The following is a 19,173-nucleotide window of genomic DNA, read 5'->3' as shown; positions in this document are numbered from 1 at the left end:
CTTTTAAAAAATAGAGAGGAAGATACAAAATGACACAAAACCTACAAAGCACAACAACATTGCACAACGGAGTTCGCATGCCTTGGTTTGGCATCGGGGTATTTAAAGTAGAAGAAGGTTCAGAGCTGGTCAATGCTGTGAAGGCTGCTGTAAAGCATGGCTACCGCAGTATAGATACAGCGGCAATCTATGCGAATGAAAACAGTGTAGGACAGGCTATTCAGGAAGCCCTCTCGGAGAATAATCTGTCCAGAGAAGAACTATTCGTCACGTCCAAAGTGTGGAATGCAGATTTAGGCTATGAAGAGACGCGAGCAGCTTATGAAGCAAGCCTAGACAAGCTGGGGCTGGACTATCTGGATCTATATCTGATTCATTGGCCGGTTCAAGGCAAATACAAAGAAGCCTGGAGAGCTTTGGAGTCCTTGTATAAAGAAGGACGGATTAAGGCCATCGGAGTCAGCAATTTCCAAATTCACCATTTGGAAGATCTCATGCAGGATGCAGAAATCAAGCCAATGGTCAATCAGGTGGAGTTTCACCCGCAGCTAACCCAAACCGAGCTGCTGCAATTCTGTCAAAAGAACAACATCCAAATGGAAGCCTGGTCCCCGCTCATGCAGGGTCAATTGCTCGATCATCCGGTACTGCAAGACATAGCGAACAAGTACGGTAAATCGGTGGCTCAAGTGATTTTACGCTGGGATGTACAGCAGGGAGTCGTCACTATTCCCAAGTCCACCAAGGCGCATCGAATCGTCGAAAATGCCGATATTTTTGACTTTGAATTGACGCGTGAGGATATGGATCAAATTCAGGCGTTAAATGCCAATCTTCGGGTAGGTCCAGATCCGGACAACTTTGATTTTTAAAATTCAGTCCATCATAAAACGCCGTTTCCTTCTTCATGGAAGGGACGGCTTTTTTGTGCATGATGAATCTGGAGCTACAGCAATCCAATCCTGCCATATGGTATTATAGAATTATATGAAATGAGAAGTTTTGGACGCTTATGAAAATGAAAATCTCCGGGGGACCTCATGAATAAGACAATTGCAGATATAGCCCAAATGGCTGGTGTATCCAAGAGCACCGTATCCCGTTTTTTGAACGGCGGATCTGTCAGCCTGGACACTAAGCGTAAAATTGAAAAGGTGGTTAAGGCCACGGGGTATGTGCCCAATACCTTTGCCCAAAGTTTGAAGGCAAAACGAACCAACATTATCGGAACCGTCGTGCCACGGCTGGATTCCTTTGCGACATCTCATACGTTAATGGGGATTGATGAGGAACTGCGTTCCCAGCATTACCAGATGCTGATCTCTAATACGAGTCAGGATGTAAAGCGTGAAATCGAAGCGATCTATGAGTTCGCACGACAAAAAATTTCAGGCATCATTCTGCTGGCTGCTCAAATTACAGACGACCACCTGACCGCGATTCGAGACATCAGTATTCCGGTATTGCTGGTAGGCCAACAACATGAGCAGATCCATAGCCTTATCCATGATGATTATCGTGCCGGATATGATATCGGTGCATATGTCCTGTCACAGGGCCACCGTGAAATTGCCTATGTCGGTGTTACTGAAAGGGACGTTGCTGTCGGTGTGCAACGCAAAGAGGGCTTTAGGCAGGCTGTTCGCGATGCGTTACCTGCTACGTGTTATACGGACGAGACGATGCGAGTCGCAGGATATGATATCAGGTACTATGAAACCGGGTTTAAAATGTCCGATGCACGGATTGCTGCATCTGCCATCTTAGACCAATTCAAGCCATCGTTGATGGTGTGCGCTACGGATAATATCGCGCTTGGGGTAATCAACGCGGCTTATTCCAGAGGAATTACCATTCCGTCGGATTTGTCGGTCACTGGCTTTGGGGGATACGATATTACGGAGGTCATTCACCCTGCGCTAACAACTGTTCAATATCCGTATATGGAGGCTGGACGTGTAGCAGCACAAAATATTGTACGGCTGGTAGAACATAAAACGGTAGAGCAAGTGACAGTCATGGATTATTCCCTTATTGAAAGAGAAAGCGTTGACAAACGTTAAACAAGTGGATTATAATTTCTTCGAAACCGGTTCCATTTTACTCTTGCACAATTGGAATCGGTTGCAACTCCATGGATGAGTATTTTTTTTAATCGTATAGGAACCGGTTCCGTTATAATATTTTTTCGTTAATTTGGAACCGGTTCCCTAAATCTAAGTTTTTAAAAAATGAGGTACACCTATGAAAATGACAAAAGAACAAAAGTATCGATTGATCGAGCAGGCAGAGCCCGGTGAAATAGCGAGCTTGCAGAAAAAGGTGGAGCAATGTCAGTGGCGACAGTCATTTCATATCCAGCCACCGACAGGTTTACTCAATGATCCGAATGGATTTTCATATTATCAAGGTGAATACCATTTATTTTATCAGTGGTTCCCGCTCGGAACCGATCATGGGATGAAATATTGGTATCATTTGAAATCCAAAGATTTGGTCACATGGCATAGTGCAGGCATTGGCATCACACCTGGGGACGATTTCGACTCGCATGGGGCTTATTCCGGCAGCGCGCTAGAGCATGAGGACAAGTTATACATGATGTATACAGGAAATACAAGAGACGAAAACTGGATTAGACATCCTTATCAATGCATGGCTGTGATGGATGAGAGCGGTCGCATTATCAAGTGGGAGCATCCTGTTATTGACCATGTACCAGAAGGCTATACAGATCATTTTCGTGATCCCAAGCTGTGGAAGGACGGCGATAGTTTCTATTGTGTGATTGGTGCCCAGAGAACGAATTCAACAGGCTGCGTTGTCCTTTATCGTTCAACCGATCTTCATACTTGGCAGTTCGAGGGGGAACTGAACACCGGGTTGGAATCGTTTGGATATATGTGGGAATGTCCGGATTATTTTGAACTGAACGGAGCAGGGGTCTTGGTCTTTTCTCCACAGGGCTTGGAGCCTTCAGGGGACGAAAACCAAAACATTTATCAATCGGGCTACGTCATCGGCAAACTGCTGAATACAGAGACAAGAACACTGGAGCATGGCGCATTCCACGAGCTCGATAGAGGCTTTGATTTCTATGCACCACAGACGATGATTGACCCGCAGGGGCGGCGTATTATGGTGGCCTGGATGGGGCTGCCGGATATCGAATACCCGACAGATCCGAACGGATGGGCCCATTGTCTGACGTTACCGAGAGAACTTACGCTTCATGAGGGAAAACTCTTGCAGCGGCCAATCCCAGAACTAACCACATTGCGTAGAAATAGTGAGGATCGGGTAGCTGATACGTTGTCTTCAGAGAGCAAAACCTATGAAGGATTCAAAGGTACAGCGTATGAGCTGATCTGTGAAGTAGATCTTTTGGATGCGAAGGCATTTGGTATCGAATTCCGTGCGAGTGAGACGGAGAAAACGGTGATAAAATATAACGCCGTCAGCCGCAAACTTGTATTGGACCGTTCGCAATCGGGTGAGCCTGTAGCCGCTGAGTATGGTGAAGTGCGGCAGTGTGCATGGGATAAGGATCATATCAAACTTCATCTGTTTGTAGATACATCTTCGGTTGAGATTTTCATCAATGATGGGGAAGAAGTGTTCACCAGTCGTATTTTTCCGCACCCAGAGAGTGACGAAATACGCTTTTTTGCCGACAAGGGAGAGGCTCTCTTCCAAGCGGTAAAATGGAATTTTACATGAGTAGGCTAATTCATCAAGTGGATCGTTAATCATCAAACATAACGGAATGAACGAGGGGATGAACATCATGGCGGAAAACAGAGAGATAGCTAAAGAAGTGATCGAGGCGATCGGTGGAAAGGAAAATATCGCTTCGTTTGCTCACTGTGCAACGCGCTTACGAATTATGGTGCATGATAAGGAGAAGATTGATCAGAAAAAAGTTGAAGAGATCGACAAGGTTAAGGGTGCTTTCTTCAATTCAGGTCAATATCAGATTATTTTTGGTACAGGAACGGTAAATCGGATTTTTGAAGAGGTTGAGAAGCTTGGCGTGACGGGTTCATCTAAAGAAGAGGTGAAGAGTCAGGCGAAAAAGGAGGGCAACGTCTTCCAGCGGTCCATTCGTACCTTTGGCGATGTGTTTGTACCGATTATTCCAGTGCTGGTCGCTACGGGGTTGTTCATGGGACTGCGCGGTTTGCTTACTCAGCCGCAAATTCTCGCTCTGCTCGGTATGACGCCGCAGGATATTTCACCTAACTTTTTATTATATACACAGGTATTAACGGATACGGCTTTTGCCTTTCTGCCTGCGTTAGTCGCATGGTCAGCCTTTAGAGTATTCGGCGGTAGTCCGGTGCTGGGTATCGTTCTCGGTCTGATGCTGGTAAACCCGGCTCTCCCTAACGCGTATAGTGTTGCGGACGGCTCAGCTCATCCGTTGACGATGTTCGGATTCATTCCAGTGGTGGGCTATCAGGGCTCAGTATTGCCAGCCTTCTTCGTGGGTTTGATCGGAGCCAAACTGGAGCGGGCGCTGCGTAAACGGGTGCCTGAAGCGCTGGATCTGATCCTTACACCATTTTTAACATTGTTGATTATGATCACTTTGGGACTGTTTGCTATCGGTCCAGTGTTCCATTCACTTGAAGAATGGGTGCTGCACGGAACCATATTTGTACTTGATTTGCCTTTCGGTATTGCAGGGATCGTCATCGGCTTTTTGCATCAGATTATCGTCGTTACAGGTGTGCATCATATATTTAATTTCCTGGAGATTCAACTGCTTGAAAAGAACGGCGTAAATGCCTTCAATGCTATTATTACCTGCGCAATGGCTGCACAGGGAGCTGCCTGTCTGGCAGTTGGTCTGAAAACGAAGGACAGCAAGCTGAAAGCGTTGGCGCTTCCTTCTTCGTTCTCTGCTTTCCTAGGAATTACAGAGCCGGCTATCTTCGGGGTCAACTTGAGATATATGAAGCCTTTTGTCATGGGTCTCATCGGCGGAGCGGTTGGTGGTTTTATTGCTTCGGTCTTGCATTTGGCGGCTACAGGGATGGCGGTTACTGTTATTCCAGGTACGTTGCTCTACATGAACCATCAGCTTCCGTTTTATATTTTGGCGAACTTGGCTGCTATGGCAGTATCCTTTGTCCTGACTTGGATGTTTGGCTTTAACGATAAAATGCTGGACAAAGTCAAAACAGCGGGTTCCTCCAAATAATATCATTCAGTCAGCACCAATATACGCAGATTCATGCGTGTAACTATAAATATAATGGTCGCTTTTACACGGAGCGCTCTTGTCCCTTAATGAAAAAAAGGATAACTAGAGCAGCATTCGATGTGAAGCGGCCATTTTTTTATCTGTGAAATTCTGCTTCAGGCTATCAGATTAGACGATGGAGGAACGTTCATCCAGAAACTCGGACGGGGAACAGCCTGTTAAGCGTTTGAAGATCCGATGAAAATAGGACACATCACTATAGCCCACATACTCCGAGATTTCACGAATCGTTAGCCGCGACTCCGTCAACATGTAGATGGCGGTTTTAATACGTTGCGTATGTACATGCTCGCTGATCGTTTGGCCTGTAACCTCACGCAGCAGTGTCGCGGCATAATTGGGGGTTTTGCGAATGGCATCACCAAGCTCTTCTTTGGTTACCTTTTCCCTGTAGTGATTCTGAATGTACTGTTTCATATGTTCTACATGCCGTTCTTTATCGCGAGGAACGGTACCTTTGTCCCATTCCTGGTTCATATAAATCATGGCTTCGGTCAGCAGACAGTCAGCCATCAGGGCGTAGTAGCTTGGGTGTTCAGTCCATTGATAATACATCGATTTGATCCGTTCATGCAGCAAATCGTAGCATCCGGGCTTGATCCATAACGGCTGGTCTGTATTCAGTATGGGAAGTGTGCTGTTCGTACATGTTTTGCGGCAATGTATCACATACTTGGTATGGAAAAGCGTAGGAATGCTCTTGCCATAGTAATTCAGATGAGCGGGTAAAAGCAGTGCTTCACCCTTGCCCAGAATGATCTTGCTATCGTTCACCCAATATACACATTTGCCAAAGGTGACCAAAATGAATAGCAAGTCATCGTTGTCGGTATTTGCACCAGCCTTTTCATACCAGTCTACGCCATTGTCCTGCCGTATACCCGTCAATGTAATCACAAAACTCACTCTCCAATGTCTTCAACATTCATCATACTGTAATACATCCATCATACTATAGTTCATAGTCTTGGTGAACGGGTACAGGTAGAATAGGACTATATAAGTTTAATGTAGATAGAGAAGCAAAGTGGAGAAGAAGTTATACAGTAAAGACATTCAGGAGGATGACATTACTATGCTTAAAACGAAAATTATTTGTACTATGGGACCTGCCTGCGACTCCATTGATTTGTTAAAAGAAATGATCCAGGCTGGTATGACTGTAGCTCGCTTGAACATGGCTCATGGGGAGCTGGAGGATCATGTTAAACGTATTGAAAATGTGAGACAGGCAGCGAAGGAAATGAATACCTGTATCCCTGTCATGATGGATATTAAAGGACCGGAAATACGGATTGGCAAGCTGAAGGAGGCATCTGTTCTACTGAAGCCAGGCAACCAGCTTATTCTGACCACGGAAGAGATTTTGGGGGACGAGCATCGTATTTCGGTGAATTACCCAGATATGCCGAAGGATATCAAAGCAGGTGACCGCATTCTCATCGACGACGGTTTGGTTGATCTGACTGTAACCTCCATCGAAGGAACCGAGATGATTTGTAACATCGTAAGCGGCGGTATTTTGAAGCCGAGAAAAGGTGTGAATCTGCCAGGGATTCATACAACTCTTCCAGGCGTAACAGAGCGCGACGTGAAGCACATTCAATTTGGGGTGGAGCAGCGTATCGAGCTTATTGCGGCTTCTTTTGTGCGTAAAGGCGACGATATCCGTGAAATTCGTGAGATTTTGAAGGGACATCATGCCGAGCATGTACAGATTTATTCCAAAATTGAAAATGCCGAAGGTATGGAAAACCTGGATGATATCATCGAAGCTTCGGACGGTATTATGGTAGCTCGTGGCGACTTGGGCGTGGAAGTGCCGATTCAAGACGTGCCTGTGATGCAAAAAGAAATGATCGACAAGTGTAATCTGGTCGGCAAGCCCGTTATCGTTGCTACTCACATGCTGGAGTCCATGCAGGTGAACCCGCGTCCGACGAGAGCTGAAGTTAGTGACGTGTTCAATGCCGTTATGCAGGGAGCTGACGTAGTGATGCTGTCGGGCGAATCTGCTGCAGGTAAATACCCTGTTGAATCCGTACGGACCATGGCTGCGGTAGCTGCCAGTGCAGAATCACAATTGGATTACCAGGAGCAGTTCGATAAGCGCAGAGCACGCCAAAGCACCAACATTACTGAAGTCATTAGTCAGGGTGCGGTGAGTTCGTCTCTGGAGCTGGATGCCAAAGCGATTATTACCTCGACTGCCAGTGGATTCACGGCTCGTATGGTGTCCAAATATCGTCCGAAGGCACCGATCATTGCGGTTACTCCGAATAACACGGTATTCGCTAAAATTTGCCTGTTGTCCGGTGTATTCCCGATTAAAGGGGATAAGGTAGCCACAACGGATGAAATGTTCGAATCTTCCATCCGTAACGCGCTGAATGCAGGATATATCCATAAAGGAGATACTGTAGTCCTGTCAGCAGGCGTCCCTGTCGCTGAGGCAGGCACGACCAATCTGATTCGGGTATATCAAGCGTAAGTTATATCAAATACAGAAAAGGCGCTGATCCTCTAGGGTTCAGCGCCTTTTTGATGTTCGGTCGTGTCTAGGCTTACAGCCCGAATACACTTTTGGCAACGACTTGTGTCAGTTCTGCCTTATGGGCTTGGTATTGCTCTGGGGTAATGCTCTTATTGGCCAGTCGTTGATCCAACTGCTCCGTCAACTGAGCTACCTGTAGATCAACGATAGCCTGAGCATCCTGATTATGGGTTTGTGCAATATCAGCCAAGGTTTGACCATTATATAACGCATCATATAATTGCTCATCCGAGGATATACCCAGTGCTTTCAACAGATCATCATCCTTTGAAGCTTCATTGTCCTGTACATGCAGGGCTCTCTCTGGAGCCAGTGCAGCAGCATTAGCCCGACTTCCCCAAGTAGATGACTGCCCAATAGATAACGCCAGCAACAGTGTGCAGATGACCAACATTCGTTTTCGATTCATAAGTGTAAATCTCCTTTTGTGTTTCATTAAATTTCTGACGGGGTGGAACGGTATATGGATATCCAACGGGAGTGATGTTTATGCCTTTAGCCCATCCGGCTTATGTAGTTACCAGATTCTTAAATACATCATACACGCCCAATCTTAGCGTCAGCTTAATACTCGTTTAAAATAAACTAAAAGAGAAGATTGTAAACAGGTAGCGCTAAAAAAATTCGCAGATAACGAAAAAAGAGTGTGATTTACCCTTTGGATGCTGTTTTTTTCTTTGACCAGATTGTTCGTATCCCATGAATACAGAGCAGCAGTAAGGGGAAAAACAACCCAATGGATAGAGAATAGGGAATCCACGTCTTTGTATCATAGGTTTGTTGGTAAGGGACATTAGGATACACGATGATGGACAGGATGACTAATAACATCCCGAGAGGAAGCACCAGTTGCCGATCGCTTTTCAGACAAAAGATTTGGGCTATTGCTGTCACTGTGGTGTGCATATACAGCGTGATTCTAAAAAAAAGTGAAATAAACCACATTGTAGCCATGATGGCTTCGATGCGCTGTAGAAAGTTACCAATGCTAATTTTTTTGGCTAACGCATAGCTAGGATATATATTTCTTGCCGTTAAGTCAGGACCAAATACCAAAATTGTCAATGCAACCACCACGACCAGCATCAATCCGCCAATCAGGCTTCCTATGAAAAAAGCTTTACGGGTTTGATCGGAACGATGTATAGAAGAAGGGAAGATCATGAGCAAAATAATATGAGGTATAAATACTGTGCTAAAAAAGGACAGGGCAGCAGGCCAAATCGGCCCTACTCCTGCCTCCAATACAGGTTGGACATTTTCCAGCTTAATGTTGGATACCACTAAACCTACAAAAGAAATATACAGCAGAGTAAATAAAGGAAACAACAGTTCGGCCGAACGAGCCAGGACTTCGAGACCCAGCCGAGCAGCGAATACTATGATAAGTGCAAAAAGAATATTCACCGCTAGAATCGGCGTTTCCGGTATCATTTGAGTAGTCATAAAATTTCCTAAATAAAATAACACCGGTACAGGAGCATTAATGAATAGTAGGGTGAAAAATAGAAAACCTACGGTTTTGCCTAACCATTTTCCGAGTAGGGTTTCCATCATCTCAACCAGGGTCATCTCTGGATAAAGCGCCGCAAGCTTGCTGTACATATACAAGATAAGAAGCCCAGCCCCGACCCCCACGAGCGCGGCAATCCACGCATCTTGTTTGGCTACAAGTGCCATCCCTGAAGGGACGATGAGGATTGCACTTCCGACCGTAAATAAAGCAGATATGATCATGATTTGTCGTGCTGAGATTTTGATTTGTGCGGGCACCCGTTTTTCACCTCCTCTTATTTTATTAGGCCCATATGGATCAGGAAATTGCTGAATGGTCTATAAATGGCTGTTATCCAATCCAGGGGGGTGGGAATGAGCCAGTGTAATACCTTGGCACAACTAATTCCGACTGCAAAAAAGAGTAGGATGAAAAACAACCAAAGCTCTTTTTTAAATCCTTTTTTCCACATGTCGGGGACTTCAATTAAGCTAATTACAGCAGCGACGAGGAATATGCCGATGATTTTTACGATTTGAGATAGCACTTTGCAAAACACCTTCTTTTGTGGAGTGAGGAATTACTCTTTCATATCATTCATAAAGGAGCTACCGATGGTGCCCAAGCGCCGAATCTTGAAATCGACTTTGATCGTTACGGGTAATTCTGTAAAGTATTCCTCATCCCAGTTTTGCTTCAGTCTGTTCCAAGTCTTCGGAGCAGCGCGGTGAATGGCTTCACCGAATCCGAATATGTCCGTTTTGTACGATTGTTGGGCCTTTCTAACGGCCGACTTCATAATATCTTCTATTTTTTCTTCTTCTTGCTTTTCAATGTCATAAATCGTTCCTACCTTGGTCAAATCGAGGTCAGTACACTCGACTTCTCCCACGTTGGCCTCAACCTGCATTTTAATATGAATCTGGGGCTCTCCCCTATAGGTGCTTCCTTTTACAGTGGTTTGGGTGCGAATGATTTCGGAGACGACTTTGCCGCCTCTAGGGCAAGCAACGTAACCGACAGAGCTTTGCACTTTGCCAAGGATAAAATTATAGCCCCTACTTTCAGTTTCATCTAACCATCCGATTAGTCGATCTTTTCTGAATACAGCAAGTCCTGAATACTGTAAACGACTGAACGGAGCGATCTTTTGCACATTGTCGCTGGTTTCTCCCATTTCTTTATTGCCAATGATCCGAAGTCCTGTCAACACAGGCTGCTTTCCTTCACTAGTCATAGCTGCAATCAATTCATCCAAGGTTACCGTCGTAGTAGGCGACCAGTTTTTCTGTGATGTTTCCAGGGAAGAAAAAAGGTCATTGGCGGGAATCGGATTTAAAGGCGTCATAATTTTCAACGTATCCTCCGCACTAACGTCCTTGGACACTACAATATAAAAATCAGTGCGGAACTGATGATATCTGGAGAGTAAATCTAAAGATTTTGCCATCCCTTCGGCAGCTAACGACTCACCGATAACACATATGCGCAGGTGAGAAAAATACATTCTCCGGGGACTAATTGTTGTTATTTTCCGGATCGCTTCAAATATGGTGTCCGCCTCCTCTGTATACAAGGTGGCTGGAGCCCCGCCTCCTGCTCCTTTTTTAGCCGATGCCTTGCCAGGGTCCACCACTTGGATAGAGACCCGGAATTGATCCCCTTGCTTATCGATTCCCATACCGACGGCGATGGCAAGCTCATTCAACTCTCTACGATTCCAACAGCCTGTCAGAAGTAAGACGAGTGCAAGAATCAGGAAGAGAAACGCCTTCTTCCGCTTCATGATGATCACTCCTTTCTGACGGTTTCTCTTTTTTCTATTCCCGTGATTTGCGGGGCGGAGTGCTGTTTCGACGCTTGACATTTTTTTGATCGACTAACCGGGGACGTGACATCATCATCCAGTGAGGGAATCGAAAGATGGTATCTTTGGTGTCTGACGGTATGAGAGGTGCAAAAGGAGTCATATAGGGAACGCCGAATGAACGAAGGCTGCACATATGCAGGATCAGGGCAATGCCTCCGACGATAATTCCGAACAGCCCAAAGGAAGCGGCAAGCCCCATCAGGGGGAATCGCAGCATACGAAAAGCGATGGACATATTGTAGGCAGGAAGAACAAAGCTGGAAATAGCAGTAATCGATACAACAATAACCATTGCCGCAGATATGATGCCCGCCTCGACAGCAGCTTGTCCAATGACGAGTGTGCCGACGATAGAGACGGCTGCCCCAATGTACTTGGGCATGCGAACGCCAGCTTCCCGCAATATTTCAAATGTCAGTTCCATCATGAGTGCTTCAATAAAGGCAGGGAAGGGGACCGCTTCGCGCTGTGCTGCTAGACCGATTAGCAGTGAGGTCGGCAGCATTTCCTGATGAAACGTAGTGATGGCAACATATAAGGACGGACCGAGCAAGGAAATAAAAACTCCGGTATAACGAAGGACACGGATGAAGCTGCTAATGTCTGCACGCTGATAATAGTCCTCCGCCGCATGCAGGAAGGAGACAAATAATGCAGGCACGACAAGCACAAAAGGGGTACCATCCACCAGGATCGCAATTTTTCCTTCCAGCAGCTCGGCGGCGATCACGTCTGGGCGTTCCGAATTGTATACTGTCGGAAAGGGGGTGAAGGTTTTGTCTTGGATTAATTCCTCGATATATCCGCTTTCGAGAATGCCGTCTACATCAATGCGATTCAATCGTTCATGTACTTCCTCAACCAATTTAGGGTTCACAATCCCCTTTATATACATGACAGCGACATCGGTCTGGGTTACACGACCGATTTGTTTGGTCTCCAGCCATAGATTCGGATCTTTAATTTTACGTCGAATCAAGGCTGTGTTCGTACGCAATGTCTCAGAAAATCCTTCCCGAGGCCCACGGACGACATTTTCTGAGGCAGGCTCGGTGACCCCCCGATCCTTCCATCCACGTGCGCTGGCCGATATTGCCTGCGTCTCACCCTCAATCAAAATGATTGCATCCCCCGACAACAGCGCGTTATATAAGGCTTCAAAGTCATTAATATCCTGGATGCTGCCAATAGTGAGGGCGTAATCTTTCAACATTTGCATGACGTTAGAGGAAGTTTGAATCCGGCATTCCACGTCCTTGGACAAGCTGCTGTCCAGCATCATTGATTCCATAATGAAGTCGGAGACTATATTTTGGTCCACCAAACCGTCGGTATAGAGGATCGCAATGGTCTGGTCACCGTCCTTGCCGATTCGAATTTCTCTTATGACGATGTCGGTGCTGTTGCCAAGCGCTTGTCTGATCTGCTGAAGATTGGTTCCGATATTTGCACTGAGCTGTTCTGCGGGATGTTCAGACTTACTCTCGCTTTGCTGAACGGGTGCCTTTCTAAATTTGTTAAGGGGGGTTCTTTTCCGAAAACGCATGCACGTTCTTCCTCTCTTTGAGGATACTTTTTAATCCAGTATGGACGCTGGAGTCTCTTGGTAAACTTATAGCTGGAATTTCGATAGGGGAAAAGCGGGTATAAAAAAACCTCCTTCACAAAAGTGAAAGAGGTTTTAGACCAACTACATCAAATTACAATTTAGGATTTTTCCCATACTTATTGTCGCCAGGCTGACTGTCTAGGCATGCGAATACAAGCAGTACAATGCCACCGAATGGCACAAGAGCAATCAGAATCCACCAACCGCTTTTACCCGTGTCGTGCAGTCTGCGAGCAAGAACTGCCAAGGATGGCAACAGGACAGCCAGAGAGTAGATGAGAGTCAATATTGGAGTTAAGCCCAAAAGACCATCGATCAGACCGACTATAAAACTGGCAATTACACTAAATAGAACAAACATCCAGTATTCTGTACGTCTTGCTCTACCTTGGAATCCTACATAGTTTTTTAATCCATTTAAATACCATTGCATATATTTTCACCTCCTCATAAAATGTAAATATTTGTATTATGTTCATCGTAAAACAATTCTTTTTAGATATATCGGCAGGTAACCTATAGAATTTTACTTGTCAAATTATAACTTTAAACTAGGAATTAAAGCAACACATTTATTAAGGTTAATAATTAAATGAATAATTCATAAAAATATAAAATTACATATTGAATTTTCCATATTCATTGAATAATATAGAGATACGATTAACCGTCAGGTTTGAATCGTCCTTCTTAACAGAAGGAGGTTTTATTTTTCACATTAGTTGAAAGCGCTTTAATTAAAAGAGGGGGATGATCAACATTTAATTTAAGAGTGGAGAAGTTAATACAAACATAATCCTGACCGTCTTATTCATTATTGTTTTATGTTAGCAGGAATGTTCAAAACGAGAGGAGATTGATTTATGAAGCAATTATTTGTTCGTAAAGTAACGGCTGCTTCTCTGGCAGGTGCACTGTTGTTGCCTGCTTCTTTGGTGGGCGCCGAGTCCACACTCAATTCAGATACAGCTGGGATTCAAAGTCTGGAGCAAACCATCCTTCAAGCTCAAGGTCTGAATAATATTTTAAGCCAAAGTAAAAAGGCTGTTTCCTTCAAGGAGACTTCCGTACATGATCCATCCATCCTGAAAGTGAAAGATACATTTTACATTTTTGGTTCACATCTGGCGGCTGCCAAATCCAAAGACCTCATGAATTGGGATACAATTGCGACAGGTGTGGCAAATGGTAATGCATTGATTCCCAACGTCAAAGAGGAATTAAAGGAAGCGCTGGATTGGGCGCAGACAGACACGCTGTGGGCAGCGGATGTTATTCAACTGGCGGATGGCAAGTTCTATATGTACTATAACGCTTGTAAAGGAGACTCCCCGCGTTCAGCTATGGGCCTAGCGGTGGCTGATAAAATTGAAGGACCTTATAAGAATAAAGGGATTTTTCTGAAATCCGGTATGTGGGGTCAACCGAGTGAAGATGGGACGATCTATGACGCAACCAAGCATCCCAACGCCGTAGACCCTGACACTTTCTATGATAAGAACGGCAAGCTGTGGATGGTATATGGCTCCTATTCCGGAGGCATTTTCATTATGCAGATGGATGAAAAAACAGGGAAGCCTTTATCAGGCCAAGGCTACGGGAAAAAACTGACGGGCGGTAACCATGCTCGTATGGAGGGGCCGTACATACAATACAGTCCACAAACGGACTACTATTACTTGTTCCTGTCCTATGGCGGATTGTCAGCGGATGGCGGATATAACTTGCGTGTGGCTCGGTCCAAAACACCGGATGGTCCTTTCTACGATGCTGAAGGCAACGACATGATCAAGGTTAAAGCGAATCCTGACAAACCTCTTTTTGATGACGCTTCCATTGAGCCATACGGCGTCAAGTTAATAGGTAATTACCTAATTCCAAGAGAAATTGGTGATCCGGGAACAGGGCTGGGTACAGGCTATGTGTCGCCCGGACACAACTCGGCTTATTATGATCCCAAGACGAAAAAGCATTTTGTCATTTTTCATTCCCGTTTTCCGGGGAGAGGTGAGCAGTTTGAAGTGCGGGTACATGAAATGTTCATGAACGCTGACGGTTGGCCTGTAGTTGCTCCTTATCGTTATTCAGGAGATGAGGATTCACTGAAAAAGCTGTCAGAGAAGGATGTCATCGGCCAATACTCGTATGTAAATCACGGGAAGGAAATTTCGGCCAATATTAAGCAAGCTGTTACCGTCAATCTGGATCACGGTGGCAAACTGTCTGGCGGAGTGAACGGTACATGGAAGCTGGGGGCAGACAATCAGCTGGAAATTACAGCAGATGGTGCGAAGTACAAAGGGGTATTCCTGCGGCACCGTGATCCAGACACGGGAGCCAAAACCCTTGCTTTTACCGCACTGTCCTCCAAGGGTGTTGCAGTATGGGGTTCGCTAAAGCCTGACCTGAAGGCCAGCAAGATTGTAGCTGCGGTGCAGAAGGATCTGAGTCTAGGCGACACAAGCAACGTTTTTTATGATCTCACGCTACCTACTCAAGCTGCACAAGATACCACGATTTCGTGGGAATCTTCCCGCCCTGAGATTATTTCTGTCACTGGTGAAGTGTACCGTCCAGAAGCCGGTTCCCAGCCTGCAGCAGTTACATTGACGGCGACTATTAAAAAGGACAAAGTAACAGCAAAGAAAAGTTTTAGTGCCATTGTTCCCGAGCAGGCTCAAGGCCCTCAGCTCGCACGTTACTCGTGGAGTGAGGATCAAGGAACTTCGGTTGTCGACAGCACATATAATCAACTCGACGGTAAGGCCTATGGTGGTGCCACATGGGATAAAGATGGGAAGCTTGGCGGTGCTCTTGCCCTGAACGGCAAGGATGGTTACGTGCAGCTGCCCAACACGGTAACGGATGCGAAGGACTTTACCTTTTCCGCGTGGGTGAACTGGAAGGGCGGAGCCGCTTGGCAACGGATTTTTGATTTCGGCAACGGCCAGGCTCGTCATATGTTCCTCACCCCTTCCCAAGGAAGCGGTGTACTCCAGTTTACAATCCATGAAGGTACGGATCAGAGCCTGCTCTCCAAATCATCATTACCTCTAAACCAGTGGACCCATGTGGCGGTTACACTGGAGGGGAATACAGGGAGGCTGTATGTAAATGGTGAAGAAGTAGCTGTAAATGACGGTATTACCTTTAACCCTAATGAGTTGCTGACAAACGAGGCGTATCTCGGTAAAAGCCGCTTTGTCGCTGATGCCTACTTTAACGGCAGCATGGACGAGGTACAGTTATATAACAAAGCGCTGACAGCAGAGAAAATTAAAGCACTAGCGGATTTGTAATTAAAATGAGCAAACAAAGCAGGGGATGGACTTTTTCTCAAGAAGTTCATCTCCTGCGCAACGTTGTGTATATTTATTTCTTGATTACTGGTATAATAGGAAGCAATTGCGGATATAATGTTTTAAGTAGGCGTTAATGACTCACTCTTGTCTAATGAAGACAGCTTGAGGCAGCAATAGATGACATAAGCACTCTGCATAAATTAAATTCTCCAGTGCTTGCGTTTTCAATACACTTATGGTAATATGAGTATATTGAAATTGTGACCTGAGATTCACATATTGTAGAGGGTTATTGTTTTAGGTTGAAATAACCTTGTGCAATATGTGAATTTTTATTTGTAAAAAATAAAGGTCATATAAATATATTTTGGAGGTAATTCCATGCAAACAGGTACAGTTAAATGGTTTAACGCAGAAAAAGGTTTCGGTTTCATCGAAGTTGAAGGTGGAAGCGATGTATTCGTACACTTCTCCGCAATCCAAGGCGAAGGTTTCAAATCTTTGGACGAAGGCCAACGCGTAGAATTCAACGTAGTTGAAGGAAACCGTGGACCACAAGCTGAGAACGTTGTAAAACTGTAATTTTAAATTACAGCCTACTTCAGATGCCCCGAACATAGCGTTTGGGGCATTTGTTTTTATCTGTTCACAAGACCGTTTTTGAACTGATTACATCTTATCGCTTTATAAATCATGAAGAAAGAGGGATGTTTATGTACAATTCACGGAAAAAGCCAATGGATGAAATTCCTGAGGAAATTACAACTGTTTGGAATTGCGCCAGTGATACATGCAACGGCTGGATGCGGGATAACTTCGCTTTTTCTGTCGAGCCGACATGCCCCATTTGCGGTTCTGCCATGGTGAAGGGCGAGAAAAAGCTGGCTGTTTTAAACAATACGAGCTTTAATCATACCAAACAATCCTAAGCGGATACATGTTTGTAGTAAAAGATGCCCCATAGCCATAACGGCGCTGAGGCGTCTTTTTTGTTTTTCTGAGAACAGGCTTTCAATTAGGGTGTATAGAGGATGGGGATAGTATGCTCAGTAAGGTGGAATTAAATTCAGGTAGTGCCTCATAAAATACACCGTGACCACTTCGTTCGAAAGGAATAAGCCTGGAGCCGGCAATTCCTTTTTGAGTTTGGAGCGCTAGAGGGAAAGGGCAGACCCGATCCAGCTTGCCGTGTAGAATCCACGTAGGCACGTGTATACATGGCAAATCGGGCCGTAAATCAGAGTCACGCAGTGAATACAAAGTACAAGCCATGCTATGAACCGAAGCCGCAAAGCCCTGATCACGTAACCAGTCACGTAAACTCTGGCTGACGGGTTTGGCGAACAACATTTCGCCAAATGATGTTACCAGTTGTGGACGATCTGTATAGGCTTGTTTGATGAGTTTACCTACCTCTGCGACAGGAGTGCCGTAAGGAAAGTCGCTGGTTGGGGTAAACCGAGGCGTGGCAGCTCCGATCAAAATTAGCTGATCAACACCCCATCCCCTATGTCTGCTCATGTAGCGCGTGACAATTGCTCCCCCCATAGAAAAACCGATCAGCCGTATATGGCTTAATTGAAGGGCCTGTATAACAGCCAGGAGATCATCTGCCAGTCGATCATAATTGTAGCCATGCCATGGTCGATCAGACTTCCCGAACCCCCTAAGATCAACTTGAATACAGCGGTATCCGTAAGCAGGCAACTGGGCAACCTGGTATTCGTACATTCGATGGTCCAGCGGCCAGCCGTGCACCATCAAAACAGGGATGCCTTCTCCTATATCTTCTACATACAGCTTAACGCCACGTTCCACTTCAATATAATACTCCATGATGCTCCCCCCTTTAAAAATCACGAAATTTCGTTCTCTCTCACATATATGTAGTCAGGGCTTAGCTCATTCGAAAAAGGGGTGAGGTCGTCGCTATACAAGTATAAAATTAGTAAAATATGTATGTCATCCTGCATGGGGATAGGATATACTTATGGAATGAAACAGCATTGGGAGAGTGGAACAATGACACCATCAAAAACATTAAAATGGATTACGGGCGGATTGGAGCTATTTTTTGCTATTCCTGTTTTGGGCGGGCTGCTCGTCATAAATTCTGCGTATACTGTATTGTTCTTTATGTTGATTTTCCACATTGTGACGTTGGTGCTATCGGTAACTAATAAAGAGACTTATTATGGATCTATTTTAGGGATTGTGACCTCGGTTGTTGGGTGGATTCCATTTGTAGGCTGGTTAATGCACCTGCTCTCAGGCATATTTTTGATGATTACCGCAGCCCAGCAGCCGCGAGACCATTATCGTAATCGCAATCCCTACGATGATTATCGTTATTAGGGCCAATATCGCCTCGAAATGATGAAAGATCCTGTGGAACAGGATCTTTTTTAGTTATGGAATCTTCCCATGATTATGGTGTTGTAGTATTGACCATCTGAGAGAATCTTGTCGTTTTTTAATAACCCTTCGATTTCAAATCCATGCTTTTTATAAAGTTCAATGGCTTTATTATTGGTTTCTAGAACTTGTAGGCACATTTTCTGGATGCCGTTAGAGTCTGCCCAGGAAATAGACTCTTTCAAAAGATTCGTCCCGATTCCATACCCCCAGAAATCCTTTAGTACACACACACCGAATTCAACTTTATGAGCGAATCGACGCAGAACATGACCTTCACATCTTGAAAATCCAACGACTTTATCATGAACGACCGCAACTAAAAATAGATTTTTGGCGTGCTCTGTATCGGCTTTAATAAGCTGTTCAAAACCGGATGTACTTATGAATGCTTCTCCCTTTTCTCTGTCTAAATTTTCAGTCTCTCCATCCATCCGTAAGCGGATTTCAGACAAATTCATCGCATCTTGAATCATAGCCGATCTAATGATATAGCTTACTCCTTGTACATGAAATTCCTGTTTATTTATTTTCATTACATACTCCTTTTGCTGAATCAGGATAAAAAGTGTGATCTCTGGCTTAAGTTAGTTTACCACATATTGTATCAAGTACATGAAAAATAAGCCTGTCCTCTTCTGTTGTATCGTAGCAGAGGG

Annotated in this window: 17 protein-coding genes; 9 read left to right on the top strand and 8 right to left on the bottom strand. The window is 44.9% G+C overall.

All coding sequences use genetic code 11. The features are described from left to right. Positions 1–29 precede the first annotated feature (29 nt). From G9G57_RS11845 to G9G57_RS11830, 4 genes are all read left to right on the top strand, one after another. Positions 30–872, top strand: coding sequence for an aldo/keto reductase (locus G9G57_RS11845; protein ID WP_017425667.1), 843 nt, complete (start codon positions 30–32; stop codon positions 870–872). 168 nt (positions 873–1,040) lie between these two features. After that, positions 1,041–2,063 carry a LacI family DNA-binding transcriptional regulator gene (locus G9G57_RS11840; protein ID WP_017425668.1) on the top strand — a complete coding sequence of 341 codons (1,023 nt, stop codon included), beginning with the start codon at positions 1,041–1,043 and terminating at the stop codon, positions 2,061–2,063. Between the two features lie 181 nt (positions 2,064–2,244). Further along, entirely contained in the window at positions 2,245–3,720 is a 1,476-nt protein-coding gene (locus G9G57_RS11835) for a glycoside hydrolase family 32 protein (RefSeq protein ID WP_151256111.1), read from the top strand. Between the two features lie 67 nt (positions 3,721–3,787). Then, positions 3,788–5,206, top strand: a complete 1,419-nt coding sequence (locus G9G57_RS11830; protein WP_185156688.1) for a sucrose-specific PTS transporter subunit IIBC — start codon at positions 3,788–3,790, stop codon at positions 5,204–5,206. Positions 5,207–5,377: 171 nt separating this feature from the next. On the opposite strand, the gene G9G57_RS11825 is transcribed toward G9G57_RS11830, so the two are convergent. After that, positions 5,378–6,166, bottom strand: a complete 789-nt coding sequence (locus G9G57_RS11825) for an AraC family transcriptional regulator (protein WP_016820209.1) — start codon at positions 6,164–6,166, stop codon at positions 5,378–5,380. 178 nt (positions 6,167–6,344) lie between these two features. On the opposite strand from G9G57_RS11825, the gene pyk reads away from it, so the two are divergent. Continuing rightward, positions 6,345–7,760: a pyruvate kinase gene (gene pyk, locus G9G57_RS11820; RefSeq protein WP_151256110.1), complete on the top strand. Its 1,416-nt coding sequence runs from the start codon at positions 6,345–6,347 to the stop codon at positions 7,758–7,760. Positions 7,761–7,833: 73 nt separating this feature from the next. Here pyk and G9G57_RS11815 read toward each other — a convergent pair whose 3' ends face one another. From G9G57_RS11815 to G9G57_RS11795, 5 genes are all read right to left on the bottom strand, one after another. Then, positions 7,834–8,232, bottom strand: coding sequence for a hypothetical protein (locus G9G57_RS11815; protein ID WP_090890782.1), 399 nt, complete (start codon positions 8,230–8,232; stop codon positions 7,834–7,836). Between the two features lie 242 nt (positions 8,233–8,474). After that, positions 8,475–9,596 carry a GerAB/ArcD/ProY family transporter gene (locus G9G57_RS11810; protein ID WP_126666575.1) on the bottom strand — a complete coding sequence of 374 codons (1,122 nt, stop codon included), beginning with the start codon at positions 9,594–9,596 and terminating at the stop codon, positions 8,475–8,477. Between the two features lie 302 nt (positions 9,597–9,898). Beyond that, positions 9,899–11,104 (bottom strand): Ger(x)C family spore germination protein, encoded by a 1,206-nt coding sequence (locus tag G9G57_RS11805; protein WP_090890780.1) that lies wholly within the window; start codon positions 11,102–11,104, stop codon positions 9,899–9,901. A gap of 34 nt (positions 11,105–11,138) precedes the next feature. Continuing rightward, positions 11,139–12,734 carry a spore germination protein gene (locus G9G57_RS11800; protein ID WP_113050873.1) on the bottom strand — a complete coding sequence of 532 codons (1,596 nt, stop codon included), beginning with the start codon at positions 12,732–12,734 and terminating at the stop codon, positions 11,139–11,141. A gap of 154 nt (positions 12,735–12,888) precedes the next feature. Continuing rightward, complete coding sequence (locus tag G9G57_RS11795; protein ID WP_017425676.1) at positions 12,889–13,230, bottom strand: DUF805 domain-containing protein; 342 nt, start codon at positions 13,228–13,230, stop codon at positions 12,889–12,891. Between the two features lie 430 nt (positions 13,231–13,660). Here G9G57_RS11795 and G9G57_RS11790 point away from each other — a divergent pair, with 430 nt between their 5' ends. The 3 genes from G9G57_RS11790 to G9G57_RS11780 all read left to right on the top strand — a co-directional run bounded on the left by G9G57_RS11790 (position 13,661) and on the right by G9G57_RS11780 (position 17,028). Continuing rightward, positions 13,661–16,096, top strand: a complete 2,436-nt coding sequence (locus tag G9G57_RS11790; protein ID WP_164964976.1) for a LamG-like jellyroll fold domain-containing protein — start codon at positions 13,661–13,663, stop codon at positions 16,094–16,096. A gap of 384 nt (positions 16,097–16,480) precedes the next feature. Beyond that, positions 16,481–16,681, top strand: coding sequence for a cold-shock protein (locus G9G57_RS11785; protein WP_007428290.1), 201 nt, complete (start codon positions 16,481–16,483; stop codon positions 16,679–16,681). Between the two features lie 131 nt (positions 16,682–16,812). After that, complete coding sequence (locus G9G57_RS11780; protein ID WP_013308357.1) at positions 16,813–17,028, top strand: cold-shock protein; 216 nt, start codon at positions 16,813–16,815, stop codon at positions 17,026–17,028. Between the two features lie 82 nt (positions 17,029–17,110). Here the strand turns inward: G9G57_RS11780 and G9G57_RS11775 are convergent, their stop codons facing one another. After that, entirely contained in the window at positions 17,111–17,935 is an 825-nt protein-coding gene (locus G9G57_RS11775) for an alpha/beta fold hydrolase (RefSeq protein ID WP_044786874.1), read from the bottom strand. 186 nt (positions 17,936–18,121) lie between these two features. Here G9G57_RS11775 and G9G57_RS11770 point away from each other — a divergent pair, with 186 nt between their 5' ends. After that, positions 18,122–18,454: a hypothetical protein gene (locus G9G57_RS11770; protein WP_016820215.1), complete on the top strand. Its 333-nt coding sequence runs from the start codon at positions 18,122–18,124 to the stop codon at positions 18,452–18,454. Positions 18,455–18,504: 50 nt separating this feature from the next. On the opposite strand, the gene G9G57_RS11765 is transcribed toward G9G57_RS11770, so the two are convergent. Then, complete coding sequence (locus G9G57_RS11765; protein ID WP_151256125.1) at positions 18,505–19,050, bottom strand: GNAT family N-acetyltransferase; 546 nt, start codon at positions 19,048–19,050, stop codon at positions 18,505–18,507. Between the last annotated feature and the right edge of the window lie 123 nt (positions 19,051–19,173).

Origin of the sequence: Paenibacillus sp. EKM211P (assembly GCF_011066175.1) — a bacterium.
GTDB classification, from domain to species: domain Bacteria; phylum Bacillota; class Bacilli; order Paenibacillales; family Paenibacillaceae; genus Paenibacillus; species Paenibacillus polymyxa.
Note: the sequence above shows the minus strand (reverse complement) of the source record. Positions and strands in the feature narration are given on the sequence as shown.

Coding starts and splice junctions, on each gene's coding strand:
- G9G57_RS11845 (WP_017425667.1), top strand. CDS start 30: ATGACACAAAACCTACAAAGCACAACAACATTGCACAACGGAGTTCGC.
- G9G57_RS11800 (WP_113050873.1), bottom strand. CDS start 12,734: ATGCGTTTTCGGAAAAGAACCCCCCTTAACAAATTTAGAAAGGCACCC.
- G9G57_RS11805 (WP_090890780.1), bottom strand. CDS start 11,104: ATGAAGCGGAAGAAGGCGTTTCTCTTCCTGATTCTTGCACTCGTCTTA.
- G9G57_RS11790 (WP_164964976.1), top strand. CDS start 13,661: ATGAAGCAATTATTTGTTCGTAAAGTAACGGCTGCTTCTCTGGCAGGT.
- G9G57_RS11835 (WP_151256111.1), top strand. CDS start 2,245: ATGAAAATGACAAAAGAACAAAAGTATCGATTGATCGAGCAGGCAGAG.
- G9G57_RS11780 (WP_013308357.1), top strand. CDS start 16,813: ATGTACAATTCACGGAAAAAGCCAATGGATGAAATTCCTGAGGAAATT.
- G9G57_RS11795 (WP_017425676.1), bottom strand. CDS start 13,230: ATGCAATGGTATTTAAATGGATTAAAAAACTATGTAGGATTCCAAGGT.
- pyk (WP_151256110.1), top strand. CDS start 6,345: ATGCTTAAAACGAAAATTATTTGTACTATGGGACCTGCCTGCGACTCC.
- G9G57_RS11840 (WP_017425668.1), top strand. CDS start 1,041: ATGAATAAGACAATTGCAGATATAGCCCAAATGGCTGGTGTATCCAAG.
- G9G57_RS11785 (WP_007428290.1), top strand. CDS start 16,481: ATGCAAACAGGTACAGTTAAATGGTTTAACGCAGAAAAAGGTTTCGGT.
- G9G57_RS11765 (WP_151256125.1), bottom strand. CDS start 19,050: ATGAAAATAAATAAACAGGAATTTCATGTACAAGGAGTAAGCTATATC.
- G9G57_RS11775 (WP_044786874.1), bottom strand. CDS start 17,935: ATGGAGTATTATATTGAAGTGGAACGTGGCGTTAAGCTGTATGTAGAA.
- G9G57_RS11815 (WP_090890782.1), bottom strand. CDS start 8,232: ATGAATCGAAAACGAATGTTGGTCATCTGCACACTGTTGCTGGCGTTA.
- G9G57_RS11770 (WP_016820215.1), top strand. CDS start 18,122: ATGACACCATCAAAAACATTAAAATGGATTACGGGCGGATTGGAGCTA.
- G9G57_RS11830 (WP_185156688.1), top strand. CDS start 3,788: ATGGCGGAAAACAGAGAGATAGCTAAAGAAGTGATCGAGGCGATCGGT.